The sequence below is a fragment of the Mesorhizobium sp. L103C131B0 genome, from assembly GCF_000502275.1.
Classification (GTDB): domain Bacteria; phylum Pseudomonadota; class Alphaproteobacteria; order Rhizobiales; family Rhizobiaceae; genus Mesorhizobium.
In genome coordinates, this window is record NZ_AYXC01000006.1 from 78,188 (window position 1) to 97,267 (window position 19,080).

15 protein-coding genes and 1 pseudogene are annotated in these 19,080 nt (G+C 60.6%); 5 read left to right on the top strand and 11 right to left on the bottom strand.

The features are described 5' to 3' along the window. Positions 1 to 4 precede the first annotated feature (4 nt). The 5 genes and pseudogenes from X730_RS150865 to X730_RS15685 form a co-directional block, all read right to left on the bottom strand. Positions 5 to 1,882 (bottom strand): methanol/ethanol family PQQ-dependent dehydrogenase, encoded by a 1,878-nt coding sequence (locus tag X730_RS150865; protein WP_031196943.1) that lies wholly within the window; start codon positions 1,880 to 1,882, stop codon positions 5 to 7. Next, the gene (locus X730_RS150860; protein ID WP_023826387.1) at positions 1,879 to 2,661 is read right to left on the bottom strand and encodes a heme-binding protein; all 783 of its coding nucleotides are present in this window, start codon (positions 2,659 to 2,661) and stop codon (positions 1,879 to 1,881) included. Before X730_RS150860 ends, X730_RS150865 begins: the two co-directional genes overlap by 4 nt. 273 nt (positions 2,662 to 2,934) lie before the next feature. Next, complete coding sequence (locus X730_RS150855) at positions 2,935 to 3,984, bottom strand: chemotaxis protein CheB (protein WP_023681123.1); 1,050 nt, start codon at positions 3,982 to 3,984, stop codon at positions 2,935 to 2,937. 141 nt (positions 3,985 to 4,125) lie between these two features. After that, positions 4,126 to 5,094 carry a manganese catalase family protein gene (locus X730_RS150850; protein WP_023681124.1) on the bottom strand — a complete coding sequence of 323 codons (969 nt, stop codon included), beginning with the start codon at positions 5,092 to 5,094 and terminating at the stop codon, positions 4,126 to 4,128. Between the two features lie 367 nt (positions 5,095 to 5,461). Further along, positions 5,462 to 7,894, bottom strand: a pseudogene (locus tag X730_RS15685) (GAF domain-containing protein). Between the two features lie 114 nt (positions 7,895 to 8,008). On the opposite strand from X730_RS15685, the gene X730_RS150845 reads away from it, so the two are divergent. From X730_RS150845 to X730_RS150835, 4 genes are all read left to right on the top strand, one after another. Beyond that, the gene (locus tag X730_RS150845) at positions 8,009 to 8,263 is read left to right on the top strand and encodes a hypothetical protein (protein ID WP_023696347.1); all 255 of its coding nucleotides are present in this window, start codon (positions 8,009 to 8,011) and stop codon (positions 8,261 to 8,263) included. Between the two features lie 13 nt (positions 8,264 to 8,276). After that, a complete protein-coding gene (locus X730_RS01000000164465; RefSeq protein WP_245261362.1) occupies positions 8,277 to 9,446 on the top strand; it encodes an alpha/beta hydrolase in 1,170 nt (389 codons plus the stop codon). A 19-nt stretch (positions 9,447 to 9,465) separates the two neighbouring features. After that, on the top strand, positions 9,466 to 9,996 hold the full coding sequence (locus tag X730_RS150840) for a DUF1003 domain-containing protein (protein ID WP_023687817.1): 531 nt from the start codon (positions 9,466 to 9,468) through the stop codon (positions 9,994 to 9,996). Between the two features lie 240 nt (positions 9,997 to 10,236). Then, a complete protein-coding gene (locus X730_RS150835; protein WP_023687818.1) occupies positions 10,237 to 10,629 on the top strand; it encodes a response regulator in 393 nt (130 codons plus the stop codon). A 186-nt stretch (positions 10,630 to 10,815) separates the two neighbouring features. On the opposite strand, the gene X730_RS0133780 is transcribed toward X730_RS150835, so the two are convergent. The 3 genes from X730_RS0133780 to X730_RS150825 form a co-directional block, all read right to left on the bottom strand. Then, complete coding sequence (locus X730_RS0133780) at positions 10,816 to 10,992, bottom strand: hypothetical protein (RefSeq protein WP_023687819.1); 177 nt, start codon at positions 10,990 to 10,992, stop codon at positions 10,816 to 10,818. A gap of 191 nt (positions 10,993 to 11,183) precedes the next feature. After that, on the bottom strand, positions 11,184 to 11,420 hold the full coding sequence (locus tag X730_RS150830) for a hypothetical protein (RefSeq protein WP_023668023.1): 237 nt from the start codon (positions 11,418 to 11,420) through the stop codon (positions 11,184 to 11,186). A 19-nt stretch (positions 11,421 to 11,439) separates the two neighbouring features. Beyond that, the gene (locus X730_RS150825) at positions 11,440 to 12,375 is read right to left on the bottom strand and encodes a Crp/Fnr family transcriptional regulator (RefSeq protein ID WP_245260109.1); all 936 of its coding nucleotides are present in this window, start codon (positions 12,373 to 12,375) and stop codon (positions 11,440 to 11,442) included. Positions 12,376 to 12,587: 212 nt separating this feature from the next. Here X730_RS150825 and X730_RS150820 point away from each other — a divergent pair, with 212 nt between their 5' ends. Continuing rightward, a complete protein-coding gene (locus tag X730_RS150820) occupies positions 12,588 to 15,917 on the top strand; it encodes a DEAD/DEAH box helicase (protein ID WP_023696344.1) in 3,330 nt (1,109 codons plus the stop codon). 70 nt (positions 15,918 to 15,987) lie between these two features. Here the strand turns inward: X730_RS150820 and cyoD are convergent, their stop codons facing one another. Genes cyoD through cyoB form a run of 3 tightly spaced genes read right to left on the bottom strand, consistent with a single transcriptional unit; the run spans position 15,988 to position 19,078 of the window. Beyond that, entirely contained in the window at positions 15,988 to 16,398 is a 411-nt protein-coding gene (gene cyoD, locus X730_RS150815) for a cytochrome o ubiquinol oxidase subunit IV (protein WP_023668026.1), read from the bottom strand. Continuing rightward, entirely contained in the window at positions 16,395 to 17,081 is a 687-nt protein-coding gene (locus X730_RS150810) for a cytochrome (ubi)quinol oxidase subunit III (protein ID WP_023668027.1), read from the bottom strand. The genes cyoD and X730_RS150810 overlap by 4 nt, the downstream gene beginning before the upstream one ends. Continuing rightward, positions 17,078 to 19,078, bottom strand: a complete 2,001-nt coding sequence (gene cyoB, locus X730_RS150805; RefSeq protein ID WP_032910044.1) for a cytochrome o ubiquinol oxidase subunit I — start codon at positions 19,076 to 19,078, stop codon at positions 17,078 to 17,080. The genes X730_RS150810 and cyoB overlap by 4 nt, the downstream gene beginning before the upstream one ends. Between the last annotated feature and the right edge of the window lie 2 nt (positions 19,079 to 19,080).

A 19,080-nucleotide genomic window follows, 5' to 3' on the forward strand; every position in this document is an offset into this window, starting at 1 on the left:
TCCATCAAGGCAGCCGGAACACATAAAGCGTGCCTCCCGAGGTTGTCGCGTTCTTCAGATCCTTCATGGCATTGACGAAACCGAGCGCGGCGGTGGCGTCACGCGGGTCAAGATCGCCCGATACAATGGCGCCGGCCCAGCCGCCGACACCTGAGAGGATGGCGACATACTGGTGCCCGTCGGGACCGCGATAGGTGATGGGCTGGCCGATGATCCCGGACGAGGTCTTGAACTGCCAAAGCAGGTCTCCGGTCTTGGCGCTAACCGCCTTGAACCAGCCTTCCATCGTGCCATAGAAGACAACGTCGCCGGCGGTCACCACCGCGCCGCTCCACACCGGGAAATTCTCCTTGAGGCTCCAGGCGGGTTTCTCCGCGGCGATGTCCCAGGCGGTGAAGGCGCCGCGATTACCGCCGGGCCCTGGTATCATGCGGACGTTCATGCCCACATAGGGCGTGCCGGCGATGTAGTTCACCTCGACGCCTTCTTCATCCATGCACAGATTGTTGTGCGGGATGTAGAGCAGGCCGGTCTTCGGCGAGAACGCGGAAGGCTGCCAGTCCTTGAGGCCCGACGCCGTCGGACAGATATCGCGAACGACCTTGCCGGTGCCGGTCTTCTTGTCCGGGTTTACGATCAGCCGACCGGTTTTCAGATCCACACCTTTGCTGGAGTTGACCGGACCAAACGGTTTTGCCGACAGCACCTCGCCGGTTGTCCGGTCGAGGATGTAGAGATAGCCGTTGCGCTCCGGCCGGATCAGCACCTTGCGCGGCTTGCCCTGCCAGGTCATGTCGAGCAGGATCTGCTCGTTGATGCCGTCATAATCGTGGAGGTCATGCGGGCTCCACTGATAGAACCATTTCGCCGCGCCGGTGTCGGGATCGCGCGCGAAAATGCCAGACGTCCACTTGTTGTCGCCCGGCCGCAAATCCGGATTCCATGGTCCGGGATTGCCGGTGCCGTGGAAAATCAGGTTCAGATCGGGATCATAGGAAATCCAGCCCCACATGTTGCCGCCGCCGATCTTCCAGGCTTCCGGCGGCCACGTCGTGACGCCAAGATCCTTGCCTTTGTCCATGTCGTAGTGCGGCTTGAAGTCCGATCCGATCAGCACGTCCTTGTCCGGCCCGGTGCTATAGGCGATCCAGACGACATGACCGTCGCCGGCGTCGAGCGCCTTTACCCAGCCGCGAACGCCCATCTCGCCGCCGGAATTGCCGACCAGCACTTTGCCCTTCACCACAAGCGGCGCCATGGTGATGGTCTCGCCGATGTTGATGTTGCCGACATGAGTGTTCCAGATCGGCTTGCCCGTGTTCGCATCAAGGGCAATCGTGTGGCCGTCCAGCGTATTGAAAAAAATGCGCCCGTCGGCGAATGCCACTCCTCGGTTGACGACGTCGCAGCAGGCCACCCCCTGTGCTGCCGGCTCCGGATTGGGTTCGTACTTCCACTTCATCGGGGCGCCGGGCTTGGAGAGATCGAGCGCATAGACGAAGTTGGGAAAGGGCGTCACGATATACATGGTGTTGCCGACGACCAGCGGCGCTGCTTCCTGGCCCTTGTTCACGCCTGTCGAGAACGTGAACGCGACCTGCAGGTTCTTGACGTTGCCTTCATTGATCTCGGAGAGTTCGCTGAAGCGCGTCGACGCGTAGTTCTTGGCCGGCATCGTCCATTGGCCGTCATCGGGTGGCGAAGCTGCGCCTGGCGGTACGATCGCTGGTGTTTTAGGAGGCTCGGACGCAGCGCCCAGAAGCAGCAGGCAGGCGAGCAGCGTCACCAGAAGGATAGCGCCAAAGGAATTCCCGGCTGCCAATTTGCGGGTACGTCGTTCTACGTCAACGCGCGTTAATGCCAACTGCGGCATAGCTTTCATTTATTGATCGAGCCTCCCACGCCGGCGCCGAGTTCGGCGGCGATGTCGGCCTCCGTTCCGGCACAAAGCGGATGGCCCCAGCCCGAAGCGCTTTTGCCGCCGGGGTCCAGATCGTAGACAATGGCATCCTTGCGATTTGGATTGACGCCTGCCGGGACCTTGTCGAAGCCGAGCGCCGCGCGGATACGCCAGGCGACATTGTGATCGGCGCATGAGGAATCGCCTGAAACGCCGAGGCCGCCGACAATGCTCTTGCCGTCGTAGAGGGCAAGCCCGCCGCCAAACACCACGACGCCTCCGATCGGCTTGCCGACGAGCGGGTCGCCGGCGCTTCCGAACGTTTTGGGATCGCCCGTATAGGCCGCGGCCTGGTTGACGGGATTGGTCTCCTGCAGGCCAAATAGCGGCCCGCCCGGCTGCACCCCCGCATAGAGATTGGCCGTAGAGAGGGCCATCTGAGCCAGGCTGAGACCGTTGGCCGTGTTGGCTTTCTCCGCTGCTATGAGCCGACTTCCCGGCCATTGCGAGTCGGGGGTGGGGCCGCTGAACGCAATCGCGCAGACAGTGCCGTCACGGGCAACGATGGCTGCCCATTCGTTGGTTTCAAAGCCGCCATTGGCTGGTCCGCCGCTTGCCTTCACGTTGGCTTTGAGGGCTGCAAGCAGCTTGTCGTGATCGGCCGGACAGGGCTCCTGCGCCATGGCATCATGCCCGTGGAACAGGCCACCCATCAGCAACAGCAGGCCAAAAAGAGGTACGAAAAGCTGCGAGCGATACATTGTCCTGGCATTCGTTTACAAAAAAAGGACCACCCAGGCAGACCGCAGAATGCGAGGATACGTCCAATGGGTCAGTGCCTAACTCGCGTAATGCTTCTATGTTCCTGCTTTGCATAAAATTCGTGCAGTTGGATTTGGGTGCAGGTGTTCAATCAAAGCATGGGACCTGGATACCCGTGGCCACAGGCCAAGCAGTGAGGCAACGCGGCTGATCCAGGAAAATGCGATCGGGATGGCGCAGACGCACCCGCCCTGACAAACGCTGTTGCCTTGTCACGGCGTTCGACGATGGATGATCTCTTCAATAAGTTTCGCGTCGGCTTCGTACTCCGCGGCCCGCGCAGCCATTTGGCTGGCCAGGCTGTGTCTTTCCCGCGCGGCTTCGCGTTTTGCCGTACGTTTCGCCAACTCAGCCCGCTGCTGGTGCGCTCTTAAAAGGCTCCAAAGAGCCTGTTCCGCATCGTCAGCCTGGGCCTGCATTAAAACGTCCGCTCCGAACGCATGTCCGGTGTGGCAGCGGTAACGGGTAATCGGCCCGTCTTCGATCTCCCATAGGGGGCCATGACATTCGGGGCAGACAAATGTCGAGGGGGCGCCAAGCTGGCCTTCGGTCAATTCCATTGTGCTGTGCTCCTGAGCTGCAATCGCTGCCTCAAGGCGGATGCCGGACGGGATTTCTGGTGTCGGCCCTGCGATTTCGGAAGCAAGCCTGTGCAACAGGCCAGCCATTTCGGACAGAGGGACGCAATGGTCGATTTCCACATTCTGCAAGGCGCTCAGCGGCATATCGGGTACTGCGGCGTCGCCGGGGTCCTGGACTACGCTGACGCCTCCGCACATCTTGATTGCGTGCAGGCCGGCGGTGCCGTCGGAGAGGCTGCCTGTGAGCACGACGCCGATCACGCTGCCGCCAAAGCTGCAGGCCGCCGATCGAAACAGGGGGTCGATGGCGGGGCGCGCCAGGTTCTCGCGCGGCCCGCGCCGCAGCAGCATATGATCGTCATGTAACAGAAGGTGAGCTCCGGGCGGTGCAACGAAGATGTGCCCGTTTTTAACCTTCATGCCGTTGGAGGCATTTGCAACGGGCATGTTGGCAGCGCGACCGAGAATGTCGCCGAGGTAACTCGTGGGACCAACGTGCTGTACGACGAGGAGAGCCGCCGGGATGTCCGGCGAAAGATCGCGGACAAGTCTCTTCAGCGCGTCGACGCCGCCGGCCGATGCTCCGATTGTCACGATGCACCGGTTCTCGCAACCGTCGGGACGGACCTTGTCCGGCTGGCCCGCACGCTCCGAATCTGATCGTGGTGCGGCGGTGGCCATGGTTGCTTCACCCACATTCAGCACAGATGTCGATGCGAGCGCTCCGGCCAGTCCGTTGCTGGTCGGGCGCCCTGCCTTCGTCGGTGTTAGCTTCCGGCCGCATCGCGGAACATAGATGCCTGCAATGATGTCGGCTCTGTACTAACGCCTACGTGCGCGTTTGACAGCAGCCTCTGCCACGGCCGGGGCCTCCTGAATGCTTGCCGCGCCGCCGAAATCGGCGTTCTTGGTACGGCCAGCTCCCGGGCCCGCTCCTAGATCAGCGCCTGTTGTCGGATCGGAAGCCGGATCGGAAAGCGTACGGTCGGCCATCCTGGCCACCACCTTCATGTCTTTGGCCCCCAGCTTGACAGTTGCCAGGCCGTCTCCGCCGTCGACGGGCATCACCTCTTCAAGGTCATCGATCCGATCCCACTCTTCGCCGGAATTCCATGGGCCAGCGACATCGCCGTCGCCTTGAGAGGTGTTGACATACATGCTGGCGTACTTCTCTACGCCTGGGAGCTTGCCGGAAGGGAAATTGTTTTCGATCGCGTAGAGTGCTTTCTCAAACGACTTCTGGTGCGCGATCTCGCGGGTCATCAGGAAGCCGAGCGCGTCCTTGATTCCCGGGTCGTCGGTGATGTTGATGAGGCGTTCGTACACGATCTTGGCGCGGGCTTCGGCGGCGATATTCGACCGCAAATCCACCGTAGGTTCACCGCGCGAGTCGACATAGGCCGCGGTCCAGGGAACGCCGGCTGAGTCGCACAGCGCGGGAGCGCCGCCGAACAGAATTGATTCCTTGGCTGTTGTGCCGCTGGCGCCGATCATCAGGTAAAGGTCGGCTTCCTTCATTTGGCCCTCGGCCAGCTGTGCCTTGAGCCCCTTGTTGAGCATGGTGACGATTGATCCCACCACTTCGAGATGGCTGAGTTCTTCGGTCGCAATATCGAGCAACATGTCGCGACGGCCAAGATCGTCCTCGCCAAGCCCTTGCGTGAAATAGCGCATGGCCGCTGCAAGCTCGCCATCGGCGCCGCCGAACTGTTCCATGATCATGCAGGCCAGGCGAGGATTCGGCTCCGAGACGCGAACGGTGTATTGCAGGCGCTTGTTGTGCATGAACATGGACATCTCTCCGGTTAGATCATCCGAACATCCCGGCAAGTTGATTGTTCCATCCGGCCATCGGCCAGCGAGCATTTTTACGGTAACTTCAGTGTTGAGCATCGCAGGGAGCCAGAGGCGGCATTTATTTCTCCGACCGGTGACCGGCGGCAACGAGATTTCGATCGTGCTGCGCCATCACAGCAATGAGCAAGGCCGCGGATGGGCAAGAGGTAGACAAAATCTGGAGGGATACTGGCTCGGAAAAGTGAAGCCGGGCCATATTAATACGATGTCGGTGTCGACACCTTCGGCCCGTTTCGCCGCACACCTTACGCGGCAAACGCCGGGTTCGGTCACACGGCGAGCGTCGCGGGCTGTTGCCCGTTCACTTTCGATCCAGCACCTTCCGGACTTTCTCTGCCAATTCGTCGATCGTGTAGGGCTTGGTCAAAAGTTCGGTTCCGAAATCGAGCGTGCCGTTGTGGACAATCGCATTTCGTGTGTAGCCGGTGGTGTAGAGCACTTTTAGCGACGGGTGCATTGTCTTGACCTGATCCACCAGCTCCCGGCCCGACATCTCCGGCATCACCACGTCGGTGAACAGAAGCGACGGCACTTGCCCCCTTTCGACGGCCACCAGCGCTTCGCGTGGACCTTGCATTTCCAGCACGGAGTAGCCCAGTTCCCGCAGCGCTTCCGCCGCCGTCAGCCGGACGCGATCTTCATCCTCGACAACCATGATGATCTCGTCTGCACAGCCGGGGTGCTCGCCCGCCACGACCTCGATTTGGCTGTCGAGCACGCCGTGGTGCGAGCGCGGCAAATAAATCTTCAACGTGGTTCCGACGCCTCGCTCGGAATAGATCTTCACACTGCCGCCGGACTGGCGAACAAACCCATAGACTTCCGCAACTTCATCTTTGACACGTTGTTCGAGCGTGCCGTTGAGTGTCTGCAGCGCCTTGAACAGCCGGGAGTTGTCGATGGCCGTCGCGGCATGGCCGGCAAGCCCCAGCAAGGCCGCTTCTTGCTGTTCGGCGAACACGCCGGTCTCTGAATGACCAAGGAAGAGGCCGCCCAGGACCTCGCCCGAACGCGAGACGACCGGCACGGCGAGATAGGAACGCACCGGCAGATGGCCCTCCGGCATTCCCTTGCGGGGCCAGTTCTTTCCGTAACGCGGATCGGTGAGGATATCGTCGGAACGCACCACGCTTGTGCCGCGGAAAGTGGGCTCGAACACCGCGGTGTTGCGCGGCATGGGAAAGTTTTCGAAAGCAGAACGAGGTGCCCCCGAAAGGGCGTAGAGCACATAGCTGTCGCCCTTGTCGTCGATCACATTGTAGAAGAAAGCTCCAAATTGTGCGCCCGACAGCACGACGCCGGCATCGGTTACCGTCTGGACAATTCGCTCCACGTCAAGCTCGGCCGCCACGGCTGCCGCAGTAGCGTTCATCAACTGAAGCTGATGCTCCACCCGCTTTCGCGCGGTGACATCAACCACGGTGCCGATGAAGCGGATCGCACGGCCGGACTGGAAAAGCGCTTCCCCCGTTGCGGCAATCCAGCGCTCCTTGCCATCCCGAAGGCCGATCGTCCGGTATTCGATGTCGTAGCGGGAGGGGGTGCCCGGCGCGAGCGACTGGCGTACGGCCTCGTCGGCCCGTGCGCGATCTTCCGGGTGGAGGCCCGCCAGGAAGGCGCTTTCATATGTCACCTCCGCGTCCGGCGGCAAACCAAAAAGGGCTTTGCACCGGTCGTCCCAACGCAGCACTCCGCTGATGGGATCGTAATCCCAGGTGCCAATAGCGGCCGCGTCGGTGGCAAGCCTCAGCCTCTCCTCGCTGGCCCGTGCCGCCTGTTCCGAGCGAACGCGCTCGATGTGAGCCCAGGACCGCTCCGTCACCTCGGTCAGCAAGGACAGTTCGCGTTGCGACCAGACGCGGCGCTGCTTGTCGTGGATGGCCATCAGGGCAGTCAGTCGGCCTTGTTTGACCAAAGGCATACAGATGGTTGCCGTTATCCCGATATCCTGAAAGGTCTTCGCTTCCTCGGGAGCAATTTCCTCAAGGTTGTTGTTGATGATAAGCGGCTTGTTGGCGCTGAGGTTGGTGACAGCCAGGCGACCGAAATCGGCAAGACTGTAATATCCCCTGATGCTGGGCGAGCCAGGTGCGCTCCAATCGCCGCGGATGGTGAAATGGTCTTGGTCCTGCTCCATGTCGGCATAGGCGCAAATCGAGACGCCAAGATGTTCGCCGAGGAGCCGAGTGGTGATCTGCATGACAGCATCAGCGCCACCAGCCCGCCATGCTCGGTAACGGGCATGTTGATGACGGATTGGGCGCTGATGGCTTTGAGTGCCTCCGCATGGCTGCTGGTTCGCGGATCTGTCTCGGCGTTTTCAAAGACAACGGTTTCGCCTCGCTTCAAATCCTCGATATACGAGCCGTAGTTCCTGAAATTCAGCGTCCCAGCCAGGCTTTTGATGCCTGGCGCGTTCCAGTCCCTGTCGATGGTGATCGTTTCTTTCTCTAGATCGATCGTGCCGTATCCGGCTCGGCTGATGCCAAAATGGTTCCCCAGCAGTTCCGCGGCTGCGTAGGCCAGTTCTGCGGGATCCGTAATCTCGCGAATACGGTCGCCCAACGCTGCCAAAAGCTCGAAGCGCTGCAGTTCAGATCGCGGATTGCTTGAAGTGGCCCCCATTTCGCCCCCGTTTTGCCCGGACTTAAATGCAGTCTGCGGCCAAGAGTTCCCCGCAGGACGGCAGTTTGTTTGGCGGGCCGGTCAGCCGAACACGCCGCACCGCGGTCATAGGTTAATGACAGCTTGGCGCGCTGTGGCGGATAAAGGGGAAACCAGCGGGCACTTGACGAGCTCCCGCTGGCTGGGTGCCCGAACCGCACTTCACTCGTTTGGAGACGTTTTGATGCTTGACCGACCCATTCTTACGAATACGGACGCTCTCTATCCAGACGACCTGAAAACGCTTCGGTCGGTTTTCGACGCGCTGTGTGAGGAATTTGAGATTTCGTCGGACACTACCGCGGCAGAATCCATCGCGAGAGAGCTGGTCAGACTTTTCCAGACCGGGATGACGGAAGCGGCCATGCTGATGATTGCCGTGCGCGCACGTTGGCAGGGTGATTGGAAACTGGGAGGCAGCAGCGCTGCCCAGGCTTAACGGTCCCAACTCCATGGGCCTACTTTCCAAGACGCTTGAGCCGGTTGTACAGCGTGTCTTGTCTGGCGGAACAAGCTTTCGCCCCGAGAGTTGGGTTCGGCAGATGGTTTCCAACAGGCACGGCATGGCGTTCGACAGAGATGGACCGAAACTCGCGACCGGGTTGCTCGCGGCCTCATTGGCGGCGCTGGCGGCATACAACGCCATCCGCGCCAAACGTGCGATTGCCGGCCGGGCATGCGGACGTGTGATGGAGATCGATGGTCTGCGCCTGCATTTTATCGAAGCCGGAACCGGCATGCCGCTGCTTCTCCTGCATGGCAATGGATCCATGGCGGAGGATTTCAAGTCGAGCGGCATCTTCGATGAGGCGGCAAAGACCTATCGGGTGCTTGCATTTGATCGTCCCGGTTTTGGGCGAAGCTCACGGCCGCGCGGCCGGCGTTGGTCCGCTCGCGACCAAGCCGACCTTATACATGCCGCCGCCTGCGGGCTGGGTATAGAGAAATACCTCGTGCTTGGACATTCCTGGGGAGCTTGGATCGCCCTCGAATTGGCGCGCAGGCATTCTCCATCGGTCGCCGGCATCGTGCTGGTCTCGGGTTACTACTATCCGCCACCGCGGCTGGATCTTGCACTGGCCGCACTCCCTGCACTGCCTGTGATCGGCACCGCGTTTCGTCACACCTTGCTGCCGCCGCTTGTAAGGCTTGCTTGGCATTGGGCAATGGAGAAGATCTTTAAACCCGCCGTCGTCGCCGGCGAGTTCGCCGCACTTGCCAAAGATGTCGCCAGCCGCCCTTCCCAACTGCGGGCGGTTTCTCTGGAGACAGCATCGATGCTGGCCGCGTCCCTGTTGGGAAAAGCCAACTATAGGGACATTGCCGTGCCCACCGGCATCATGGCGGGATCCGGGGATCGTTTGTTCGACGCGCAACGCGATGCACGACGCTTGCACGCGGAAGTCGGTGGGTCTCTCCTCGAGGTGGTTCCGGGCGCCGGCCATATGGTTCATCAGAGCGCCCCGCAAGCAGTGGTCGGCATGGTGCACACTATTGCAGGGCGGCACGCCTTGTTCCAAGCGGGCCGTCGGCAGCGACCCAAGTCGCGTGCCGACGAGTTCAAGGTAGATCCGGCCTCGCGGGAGCCACCGGCGATAAGCGACGCCGCTTGCACGGAATGATCTCCAACGGGGCTTTCAAATGAGCGACCAACGTCCAGCCGACATGCAGTCGGTGCTCCACCAGAACATACAGGCGCTGGTCGAGCACAGGCGGCAGCAAGAAGAGCACCAAGGCGTTCAAGCGTGGGTCGCCGGCGCTGTTTCGCGCTTCGCGGGAAGCATGACTTTCGTCTATCTGCACCTTGCAATTCTTGTCGTCTGGGTCCTCGCAAACCTTGGCGAGATACCAGCCGTCCCAGCCTGGGACCCGACTTTCGTGATCCTGGCCATGGTCGCCTCGGTTGAGGCAATCTTCCTGTCTACCTTTGTGCTGATCAATCAGAACAGAATGGCCGCCCACAGCGAGCGCCGAGCCGAACTGGATTTGCAGATCAGCCTTCTAAACGAACATGAAACCACGCGGCTGATCGAGATGGTGGCTGCCTTGACGGCGCGTCTGAATATCTCGACCCCGGCCGACAAAGAGCTGCCGGAACTCGCCGAGAATGTCGATCCCCAAAAGGTGATGACGCAGATCCAGCAAGCTTCTGGAGATCAGGAGAACGCTTGATCAAAGCGACCTCGTCGGCAACGGTTCAGCGTCGGCTACAGCCTGTAATCAGCCTCGTTGTCCAAGGCTGTGGACGCAGCTAAGCCGGCGTCGGCGTTCTCCACGGCGGCTTCCCGACGTCACAAGTCCGCCGCGCAACCGAGGCAGCGTAGAGCTTCGATAACCAACAGGCTGCTGCGCGTCAGATGGAACCAAGTTGACGCCGAAATCGTATTAGCGGGCGGCTTGGGGAGATTCCGGATGAGCGAAGGTGCTGTTCTGATCGTCGAAGATGAGACAATGATCCTGCTCGACCTCGAGTCAGCTTTGGAGGAGGCCGGCTTCCAGGTGGTCGGCACTCGGAGTGCCGCCGAGGCGCTGGCGGCTTTCGACCCCGATCCGACCAAGTTCAAGGCCGTGCTCACGGACATCCGTCTGGGAGCAGGACAGTCGGGGTGGGAGGTCGCTCGGCACTTGCGAAGGTCCAACTCGACCATCCCGGTTGTCTATATCAGTGGCGACAGCGCGGTACACTGGGGAGCGGAAGGCGTGCCCAACAGCATAATGATCACCAAGCCCTTTTTTCTGCCGCAGATCATAACTGCCGTTTCTCAACTTTTAAACGCGCAGCAAGGTGCAGAAACTCACCTTTAGGAATCGGACCGCGGCTCCGCGAACACCACCGAACATTCTTCTTCGGCCAATCGGCGCCGTCCGGCGTAAAGCGTTCGCGTCTGCTTGGGTCAAATGTCGGCGGCCTCAACCAGATGTCGACCTCAGCTCCTTTCCCCTCGCCACCGGCTCGCATCCACTCGGGAGCCCTCCCGAAAGCAGGGGCGCTCATTGGTTGAGCTTTCGGTCGAGTTCGTCAAGCAATGACCGATGCTCGCTGGGCATGTCCGCGTCTGTCGGCAGATCCAGCAACTGGCGAAGCTGGCGACGATTGGCGTCCGATGAAATCCACTCCCGTATGAGGCGGGCTATGACCTTTTGTTGTGCCTTGCCGATTTCTTCCATGTTAGATTCCGGGCTTGTCCGTTGGACGAACTCGGCGGCTCTTTGATGGTTCCCTGTCCTGTACACAAATCGAGGCACAATCTATGGGTTAATGCATGTCGCTCAAAAGTGGCCTGGTTTTGAGACACGACATGCCAGTGGATGTTTGCAGTCCCAGTCCGCTCGCCTAACGCTGCGCGTAGAGTGCAAATTTATACGTTCGATTTTACCCGAAGCGAGAGGCTCAGCCGCAAAATCTTGGCGCCGTTTTCATCACGCACTTCGATAAACAATTGCTGCCCGTCGACGCTCTTCAGTGACTCTCTCGTGAGGTCGACAAGGCCCTCGAATCCCGCGCGGCGGACCTCTTCGAGGCCAGCGCATTCGACACCTATTTCGTCCTCGAAGATGAGATCGCCATCGCCGCTGTCGAAGAAAAATCGTGCCATCGGAGAGCTTCCGTCACTGCTAATCTGCGGGGTTCCTTTGGTGCAGGTAGGTCGTGTCGAAATCTCCTGCGTGAGTGAGGCCAGCCCAGTCCAGTGCGTGAACTTTTGATCCCGAGGTGGCAATGAGGCCTCTGCGTCGTAGTTCCTGGAGCATCCGGTTGACGTGGACCGTGGACAAACCCAGCGCATCGCCAAGGGCCGCCTGTGTAATGGGGATATCCGCCACGTGATCCTCAATGCGCCCCATGGAGCGCAAGCGAAAAATCAGTTCGCACAGGATGTGAGCCATGCGGGTGTATGCCTCGCGTCTTCCCACATTGATGACCCACTCCCTATAAATCGCGGCATCTATCAACGTCGACCGCCAAAAAGCGGTGGCGATGCGAGGGTGCTGGTCGCAAACGGCACGCAGGGTGTCATGCCGCATGAAACCTATTCGCGCCGGCGTAAGGGTCGAGAAGTTACAATCCATGACCGACAGATGCAGCCCATGCAGATCAGGAATGTCGCCGGCGACGAAGAATGATGTGATTTGTCGCTTTCCTTCGCCCGTATGTTTGGTGGAACCGACCAAGCCATCAAGAACGACAAACGAGTAAACAGGACGGTCGCCCTCACGCACCAGATCGTGGTTGGCCAAATATTCCTTCTCCTGGATCGGAATGCCTTTCAGAACGCCGATGTCGGCCTCTCGAAGATCCGAGATGGTCTGAAGCTTGCGAATGAGTACATCCGAGGATGAGGTGGGGAACAAATTGACTACCTGGCTGATGTTGGTGATCGAACTATTATCCGCGCCAAAAGTTCCGACTGGCATGGGGACATATGCGCGGCGGCAGAAGGCGCCGCCGTGCGGCATGGTCCCATGCCTGGAGCGTTTTGCCAGCGTCGAGCGTGGTTGAAGATCCCGGAATGATCGAAGCACCAGTTTTTTAGGACAGCCATAGGTGAGCAAGGCAGCAATGCATTAACCTATGACATAGGCTCGGTTAGAAATTTTCCCGCTGGGCAGCCAGCCCCAGGAGTTCGCCGATCACGGCGCAGCTTTGACCCTGTCGCTCCGCCCATTCAAGGGCTGCACCCGCAGCCCGTCCTGGAACTCTTTGATGCGCCGCCAGGAACGGGGTGGCTCCGCTGACGTTGTCTCAGTGGCAAGGTGAGATTTCAGTGAACAGGCATATTTCGCGGACGGATGTCGAACAAATCGATCACACGGATGACAGCGGGTTTGCGATAGAGCACGGCGGACCGCCATCCTCAGCAATCGCGGTAGCGCTGGCCCGTGGCCTGGAGACCAGTCGGGACAAGCACATCATCCATATAGCTCCCTCGGAACGCAGTGCCGAGGAGATCGCCGGCGCCTTGCGTCAGTTCCTGCCTGACGCGGATATAATCTTGCTGCCGTCCTGGGATTGCCTGCCTTACGACAGGGTGTGGCCCACACGCGCCAATATGGGGCGAAGGCTTCGTGCGTTGCGTGAGATCGCAACGAAGCCGGATCGCCCGCGCATCGCTGTAATGTCGCTCGAAGCCATTCTGCAGCGGGTGCCGCCTGCTCCGGTCATCGCTGGCGGTTTCACAATTCTGGAGGTGGGACAAAAGCTCGACCGTGACGATTTTAGAACCTGGTCCGAAGCCATTGGCTATGTCGTCGACGAGAGGGTCGACGAACCGGGTGAGATAGCCTTTCGGGGCGATCTCATCGATATTTTCCCTGCTGGCGCGGATGGCCCCGTTCGCGTCATCGTTGATCCCGATGCCTGCATCCGGCAGCTCAAGACCTACGACCCGCTCAGTCAGCTCAGCGATCAGGTTCGAGACTCGATTACGGTCGGACCGGCATCCGAGCTGATCTTTAAAGCTGGTGAGCATCCTGAGTTGACAGCGATGCGCACGACGTCGATGGAGGAGCGCCTGGTCGCATCGTATGGCGCTATGCCATCCGTCTTCGATGCGGCATCCAGCGCTTCGATCTCCTTCCTTGAAGGGACCGACGGGCAGCCGCTCGGCAGAATTCTGGATCTGGTCGAGGATGCACGTCGTGCCAGGCAGGAGGCAGCCGGAACGAAAAAACCTTTGCCGGGACGATTTTACCTATCCCGTGAAGAGTGGGACGCTGCTCTGCTTAACCGCTGCTGCGTGAGACTAGCCGTTTCTGCCGTGGGAGTTCCCAAATTCTTCCGCCAGGCCCGACCCGGGCATGATTTCGCGGAATTCATCAGAGGGCAGACGAGTGCCGGAGTCAGAGTAGTGTTCACCGGCGATGCCTCTGAACTGCAGCGAGCAGATCGCCTGCTCGATAGGAGACTAGGCCGGCGGGCAGAGGAAGCGGCCGACTTGCCGCAAATCCTTTCGGCCGCGAGGGGCTCTGTTCTCAAGGCTGAATTCGTCCTCGACGAAGGGTTTGTCGACGCGCAATCCAATATCGCCGTGGTGGCCGCATCCGACCTGTTTGGGCCCGCGTTAAAGGCGAGCGGGAGCGCGACCACGGGCATACTCGAACCCGAGTTGCGCATTGGCGATGTCGTCGTCCATGAAGACCATGGCCTGGGCGTGCTCGCCGCGGTCGAACAGGTCGAGTTGGCTGGCCAGCAACAGGATGTCGTCAGACTGGAATATCATGGCGGGGCTTCCTTGCTGGTTCCGGTCGACGACTTTGGACGAATATGGCGCTACGGCTCGGAACCGGAGGCAGTGTCGCTTGATCGCCTCAAAGGCGAGGGCTGGCCGAAGCGACGCGAAGCTGCGTTGCGCGAGATCGACAGGCTGGCCAAACGCCTCTTGAGTCTTGCCAAAATCAGGTCCAGCCAGCCTGCCGAGATCATAAAGCCCTCCCGCACGGACTTGGCCCGTTTTGCGGCGAGATTTCCCTATACGGAGACGCCCGACCAAGCGGCCGCCATCCGCGCTGTGCTCGATGATCTTTCGTCGGGAAGAACAATGAACCGGCTCGTCTGCGGCGATGTCGGCTTCGGCAAGACAGAGGTCGCCCTGCGTGCTTGCGCCGCCGCGGCTTTCTGCGGGAAACAGGTTGCTATCATAGCGCCGACAACGGTGTTGGCACGACAGCACTATGAGACGTTCAGCCGCCGCTTCGCAGGAACCGGCCTGCAGGTCGCCCACCTTTCTAGGATGGTCGGGGCAGCGGAGGCGAGAGCGGCAAAAGAGGGTCTGCGGAGCGGCCAGGTTGCGGTCGTTGTGGGTACTCAGGCCCTGGCGTCCAGGAGCGTCACCTTCGCCAATCTTGGACTGCTGGTGATCGACGAGGAGCACCGGTTCGGGGTCAAGTTGAAGCGGGCCCTGCGGACCATGACGCCTCGCCTCCATACGCTGAGCATGAGCGCCACACCGATACCCCGGACGCTGCAATCGGCGTTGTCGGGCATCCAGGACGTCAGCGTTCTAAACTCTCCGCCCGCCAAACGACGTCCCGTTCGCACGATCTTGGCAGCGTTCGATCCAGCATCGGTGCGCGCGGCCCTCCTGCGTGAATTTCACCGGGGTGGACAGAGCTTCTTCGTGGTCCCGCGGATCGAGGATATTGCCCCGGCCTGTGACCAGCTGAACAGACTGGTGCCGGAACTCGGGGTCAAGACGGCGCATGGTGAAATGAAGGGGAGACAGCTGGACGAAGTCATGGTCGGATTCGCCGACGGTGATGGCGACATTTTGTTGAGCACCGACATCATCGAGAGCGGCCTCGATGTGCCGCGGGCCAACACCATCATCGTTTGGCGCCCCGACCGGTTCGGTCTGGCGCAGTTGCACCAGTTGCGGGGCCGGGTCGGAAGGGGGGCGGTGCAGGCCGTTGCGTTTCTTCTGACCCAGCCTGGCGTTGAACTGGCCGACGGCACCAGGGCCCGGCTTTCGACGATGCTTGCGCTCGATCGGCTCGGCTCCGGCCTGGCAATCAGTCAAAGAGACCTCGACCTGCGTGGCGCCGGAGATCTTTTCGGCGAAGACCAGGCCGGGCATATGAAGCTGATCGGAGTGGGCTTGTACGAGCACTTGCTGGAGCGGGCGGTCTCGGCGGCTGGCGGAGGGGCCAACTTCAGCAAGCAACTTGCCGAGATCAATGGCTCGGGAAAGGGGGCTTTTCCCGAGAGCTATGTCGACGAGCCTACGGTGCGCGTTGGCCTCTATGCGCGGCTCTCCCGCATCCGTTCGGAGCCGGACCTCGATACATTCAGCGAAGAGCTCGAGGACCGCTTTGGAGACATGCCTGGCGAAGTAGCCCTTTTGCTGGAATTTACCAGGTTGCGAATAGCAGCGTCGGAATTGGGCGTCGGCAAAGTCGATGTCGGTCCCGAGGCCATCGCGATCACCCCTCGGAACAAGCCGTCGGCGTCCCAATGGCGGAACAGCAAGGCGTTGGGCCTGGACTACCGGAACGGCCGCCTGATTTTCAGGCCTATCCAGCCCAGCGTCTCAGGCATCGATGCGGTTCGCTTAGCGCTTGATGCCCTACGCGCAGCCCAGCCAAAGCACGAGATCTGACGAGCCTTTTGTCTCCTGGGGCCATCCGTGCGAATGGCGCTGCGGGCGGCCGTGCGTTCGCGGGGAGCGTTCAAGGCATGGTTCCGGCTTGATGGGGTGTCATGGCAGCCATGTTTTCATTCAGATGGGCCATGATCCAGATAGAGCCCAGAACCACCAGCGCGACGATCAGCACGCCGAAGGCCAGCGCCAGGATGTTGTTGGTGTTGTCCGGCCCGGTGGTCAGGTGCAGAAAGAAGACAAGATGCACGCCCATCTGCGCAACGGCGAGCACCACCAGGGCCGAGATGACCGCGGGCTGGTAAATCAGGTCGGTTCGCGCCGCCAGGAATGACGCGATCGTGAGCAGGATAGCCAGGCCGAAGCCGAGCACATAGCCCGAGAGGCCCCCAGCCGTTTCGTGCTCGCTTATGTGTTCCTCGCCCGGCGCTGAATCGCGGCGGTCCTGCAACTCGCCGGTCTTGCTCTCGAACTCGGTCATGACGATGCTCCCAGCAGATAGACCAGGGTGAAGATGGCAACCCAGATGATGTCGAGGGCGTGCCAGAAGAGCCCGAAGCAGTGGAGCCGCCGCAAGATGTCGGGCCGAAAGCCCTTGACCCACAGCTGCGCCATCATCGTTCCCAGCCAGAGCAGGCCGAGACCGACGTGGGCACCGTGGCAGCCAACGAGCGCAAAGAAGGCAGAAAGAAATGCGCTGCGCGAGGGGCCTGCCTGCTCGCCGATCATTGCCGCGAACTCCTGTAGTTCCAGGAACAGGAACGCTGCCCCGAGCAACCCCGTGACGAGAAGCCAGAACTGCGTGGCAGCCATTGATCTGCGACGGGTGGCGAGTGTTGCCACGCCGCCGGTGAAGCTCGAAGTGAGCAGAAGGCCCGTCTGGACCGCAACCCGTGTCGGTTCGAACAGATCCTTGCCTGTCGGTCCGCCGGCGGTTGCCTTGGCGAGCACGGCGTAGGTGGCGAAAAATGCCGAGAACATGATGATGTCGGACAGGAGAAAGATCCAGAAGCCGTAGGTCACCGTGACGAACTTTGAGGCCGGGCCGCCTTCTCCGTGGCCCGTCGCAGAGCGCACCGCATGCCGACCGGTGTGATTAAGCCGATACGGGTCCCGTGCCTGGGTGCCGGCGCTGATGTCGCCGGAGAATGCGTGATCGCTCATGCCGGGCGCTCCCACCCGCGCAGCCAGGCAAACTGGGCTGCCTTGTGGTCATGATCGATGCGGGCGACCTCGTCGACAGGGATCTCGTAGTCTCCATGATCGCGCCAGGCGAATACGACGAAGGTTGCGTAGGCGCCGATGAAGCCGACGATCGCCAGCCACCATATATGCCAGATCAGCGCGAAGCCGATCAGTGTGCTGAAGAAGGCGGTGACGAAGCCAGTCGGGCTGTTGCGAGGCATCTCGATCGGCTCATATGCCTTTTCCTCGTCCGAGCTCTGTTCGATCCCTCGTTGCTTGATGCTCCAGTAGGGCTCTTCGTCTTCCACGTGAGGCAGCCGTGCATAATTGAAGACAGGAGGAGGAGAAGATGTCGACCACTCCAGCGAACGCCCGTCCCACGGGTCGCCGGTTTCGTCGCGAAACTTGTCGCGATGCCGGACCGAAACGAAAAGCTGTGTGATCTGCAGCGCCGCGCCGGCGATCATCACCACCACGCCGAAAGCGGCCACCACCAGCCACGGTGCCCAAAGGTCCATATCGATATGTTGCAGGCGCCGCGTCATGCCGAGCAGACCGACAATATAGAGCGGTACGAAGACCAGCATGTAGCCGGCCAAGGTGACCCAAAATGCCGCCTTTCCCCAGCCTTCGTGCAAACGGAAACCGAACGCCTTGGGGAACCAGTAGGTGAAGCCGGCGAATGCTCCAAACAACACGCCCGAGATGATGACGTTATGGAAATGCGCGACGAGGAAAAGCGAATTGTGTAGCACGAAGTCGGCCGGCGGGACGGCAAGCAGGACGCCAGTCATGCCGCCGACGGTGAAGGTGGTCACGAAAGCCAATGCCCAAAGCATCGGCGTGTCGAAACGAACGCGCCCGCCATACATGGTGAAGAGCCAGTTGTAGATTTTCACACCGGTTCCCACGGCAATGACCGACGTGGCGATGCCGAAGGCGGCATTAACGTCCGCTCCGGCACCCATGGTGAAGAAGTGATGCAGCCAGACCATGAACGAGACGATGCAGATGAACATCGTGGCCGCGACCATCGAACGGTATCCGAACAGCGGCTTCGATGAAAAAGTCGAGAAAATCTCGGAAAAGATTCCGAAGGCGGGAAGCACCAGGATGTATACTTCGGGATGGCCCCACGCCCAGATCAGGTTGACGAACATCATCTGATTTCCACCAGCTTCGTTGGTGAAGAAGTGGAAGCCGAGATACCGGTCCAGCGTCAGCATTGCGAGCGTGGCGGTAAGGATCGGGAAGGCTGCGACAATGAGCAGGTTGGACGCGAGCGAGGTCCAGCAGAACATCGGCATTCGCAGATAGCCCATTCCCGGCGCCCGCATCTTGAGGATGGTCGTCACCAGGTTGACGCCGGTGAGCAGCGTGCCGACGCCGGAGATCTGGATCGCCCACAGATAATAATCGACACCGACGCCCGGCGAGTAGGCGGTTTCCGACAAAGGGGCATAGGGCAGCCAGCCGGTGCGCGCGAACTCGCCGACCACAAGCGAGATGTTGACCAGCAGGGCTCCGGAAGCCGTCAGCCAGAAGCTGACGGAATTGAGCGTCGGAAAAGCGACATCGCGTACGCCAAGCTGCAGCGGCACGACGAAATTCATCAGGCCGATCATGAACGGCATCGCGGCGAAGAAGATCATGATCGTGCCGTGCGCGGAAAAGATCTGGTCGTAATGCTCCGGCGGGAGGTAGCCCGGCCCGTGAATCGCCAGCACCTGTTGTGTGCGCATCATGATAGCATCGATAAAACCACGAAGAAGCATGAGCATCGCCAGCACAATGTACATCACGCCGATGCGCTTGTGGTCGACCGAGCTTATCCACTCGCTCCACAGATATGGCCAGTAGCCCTTCACCGTTATCCAGCCAAGCACGGCGGCTGCTGCCAGAAAGACGCCAAGGGCTGCGCCGAGGGGGATAGGTTGATCGAAAGGAACGGCCGACCAGTCGAGCTTGCCCAGCATCG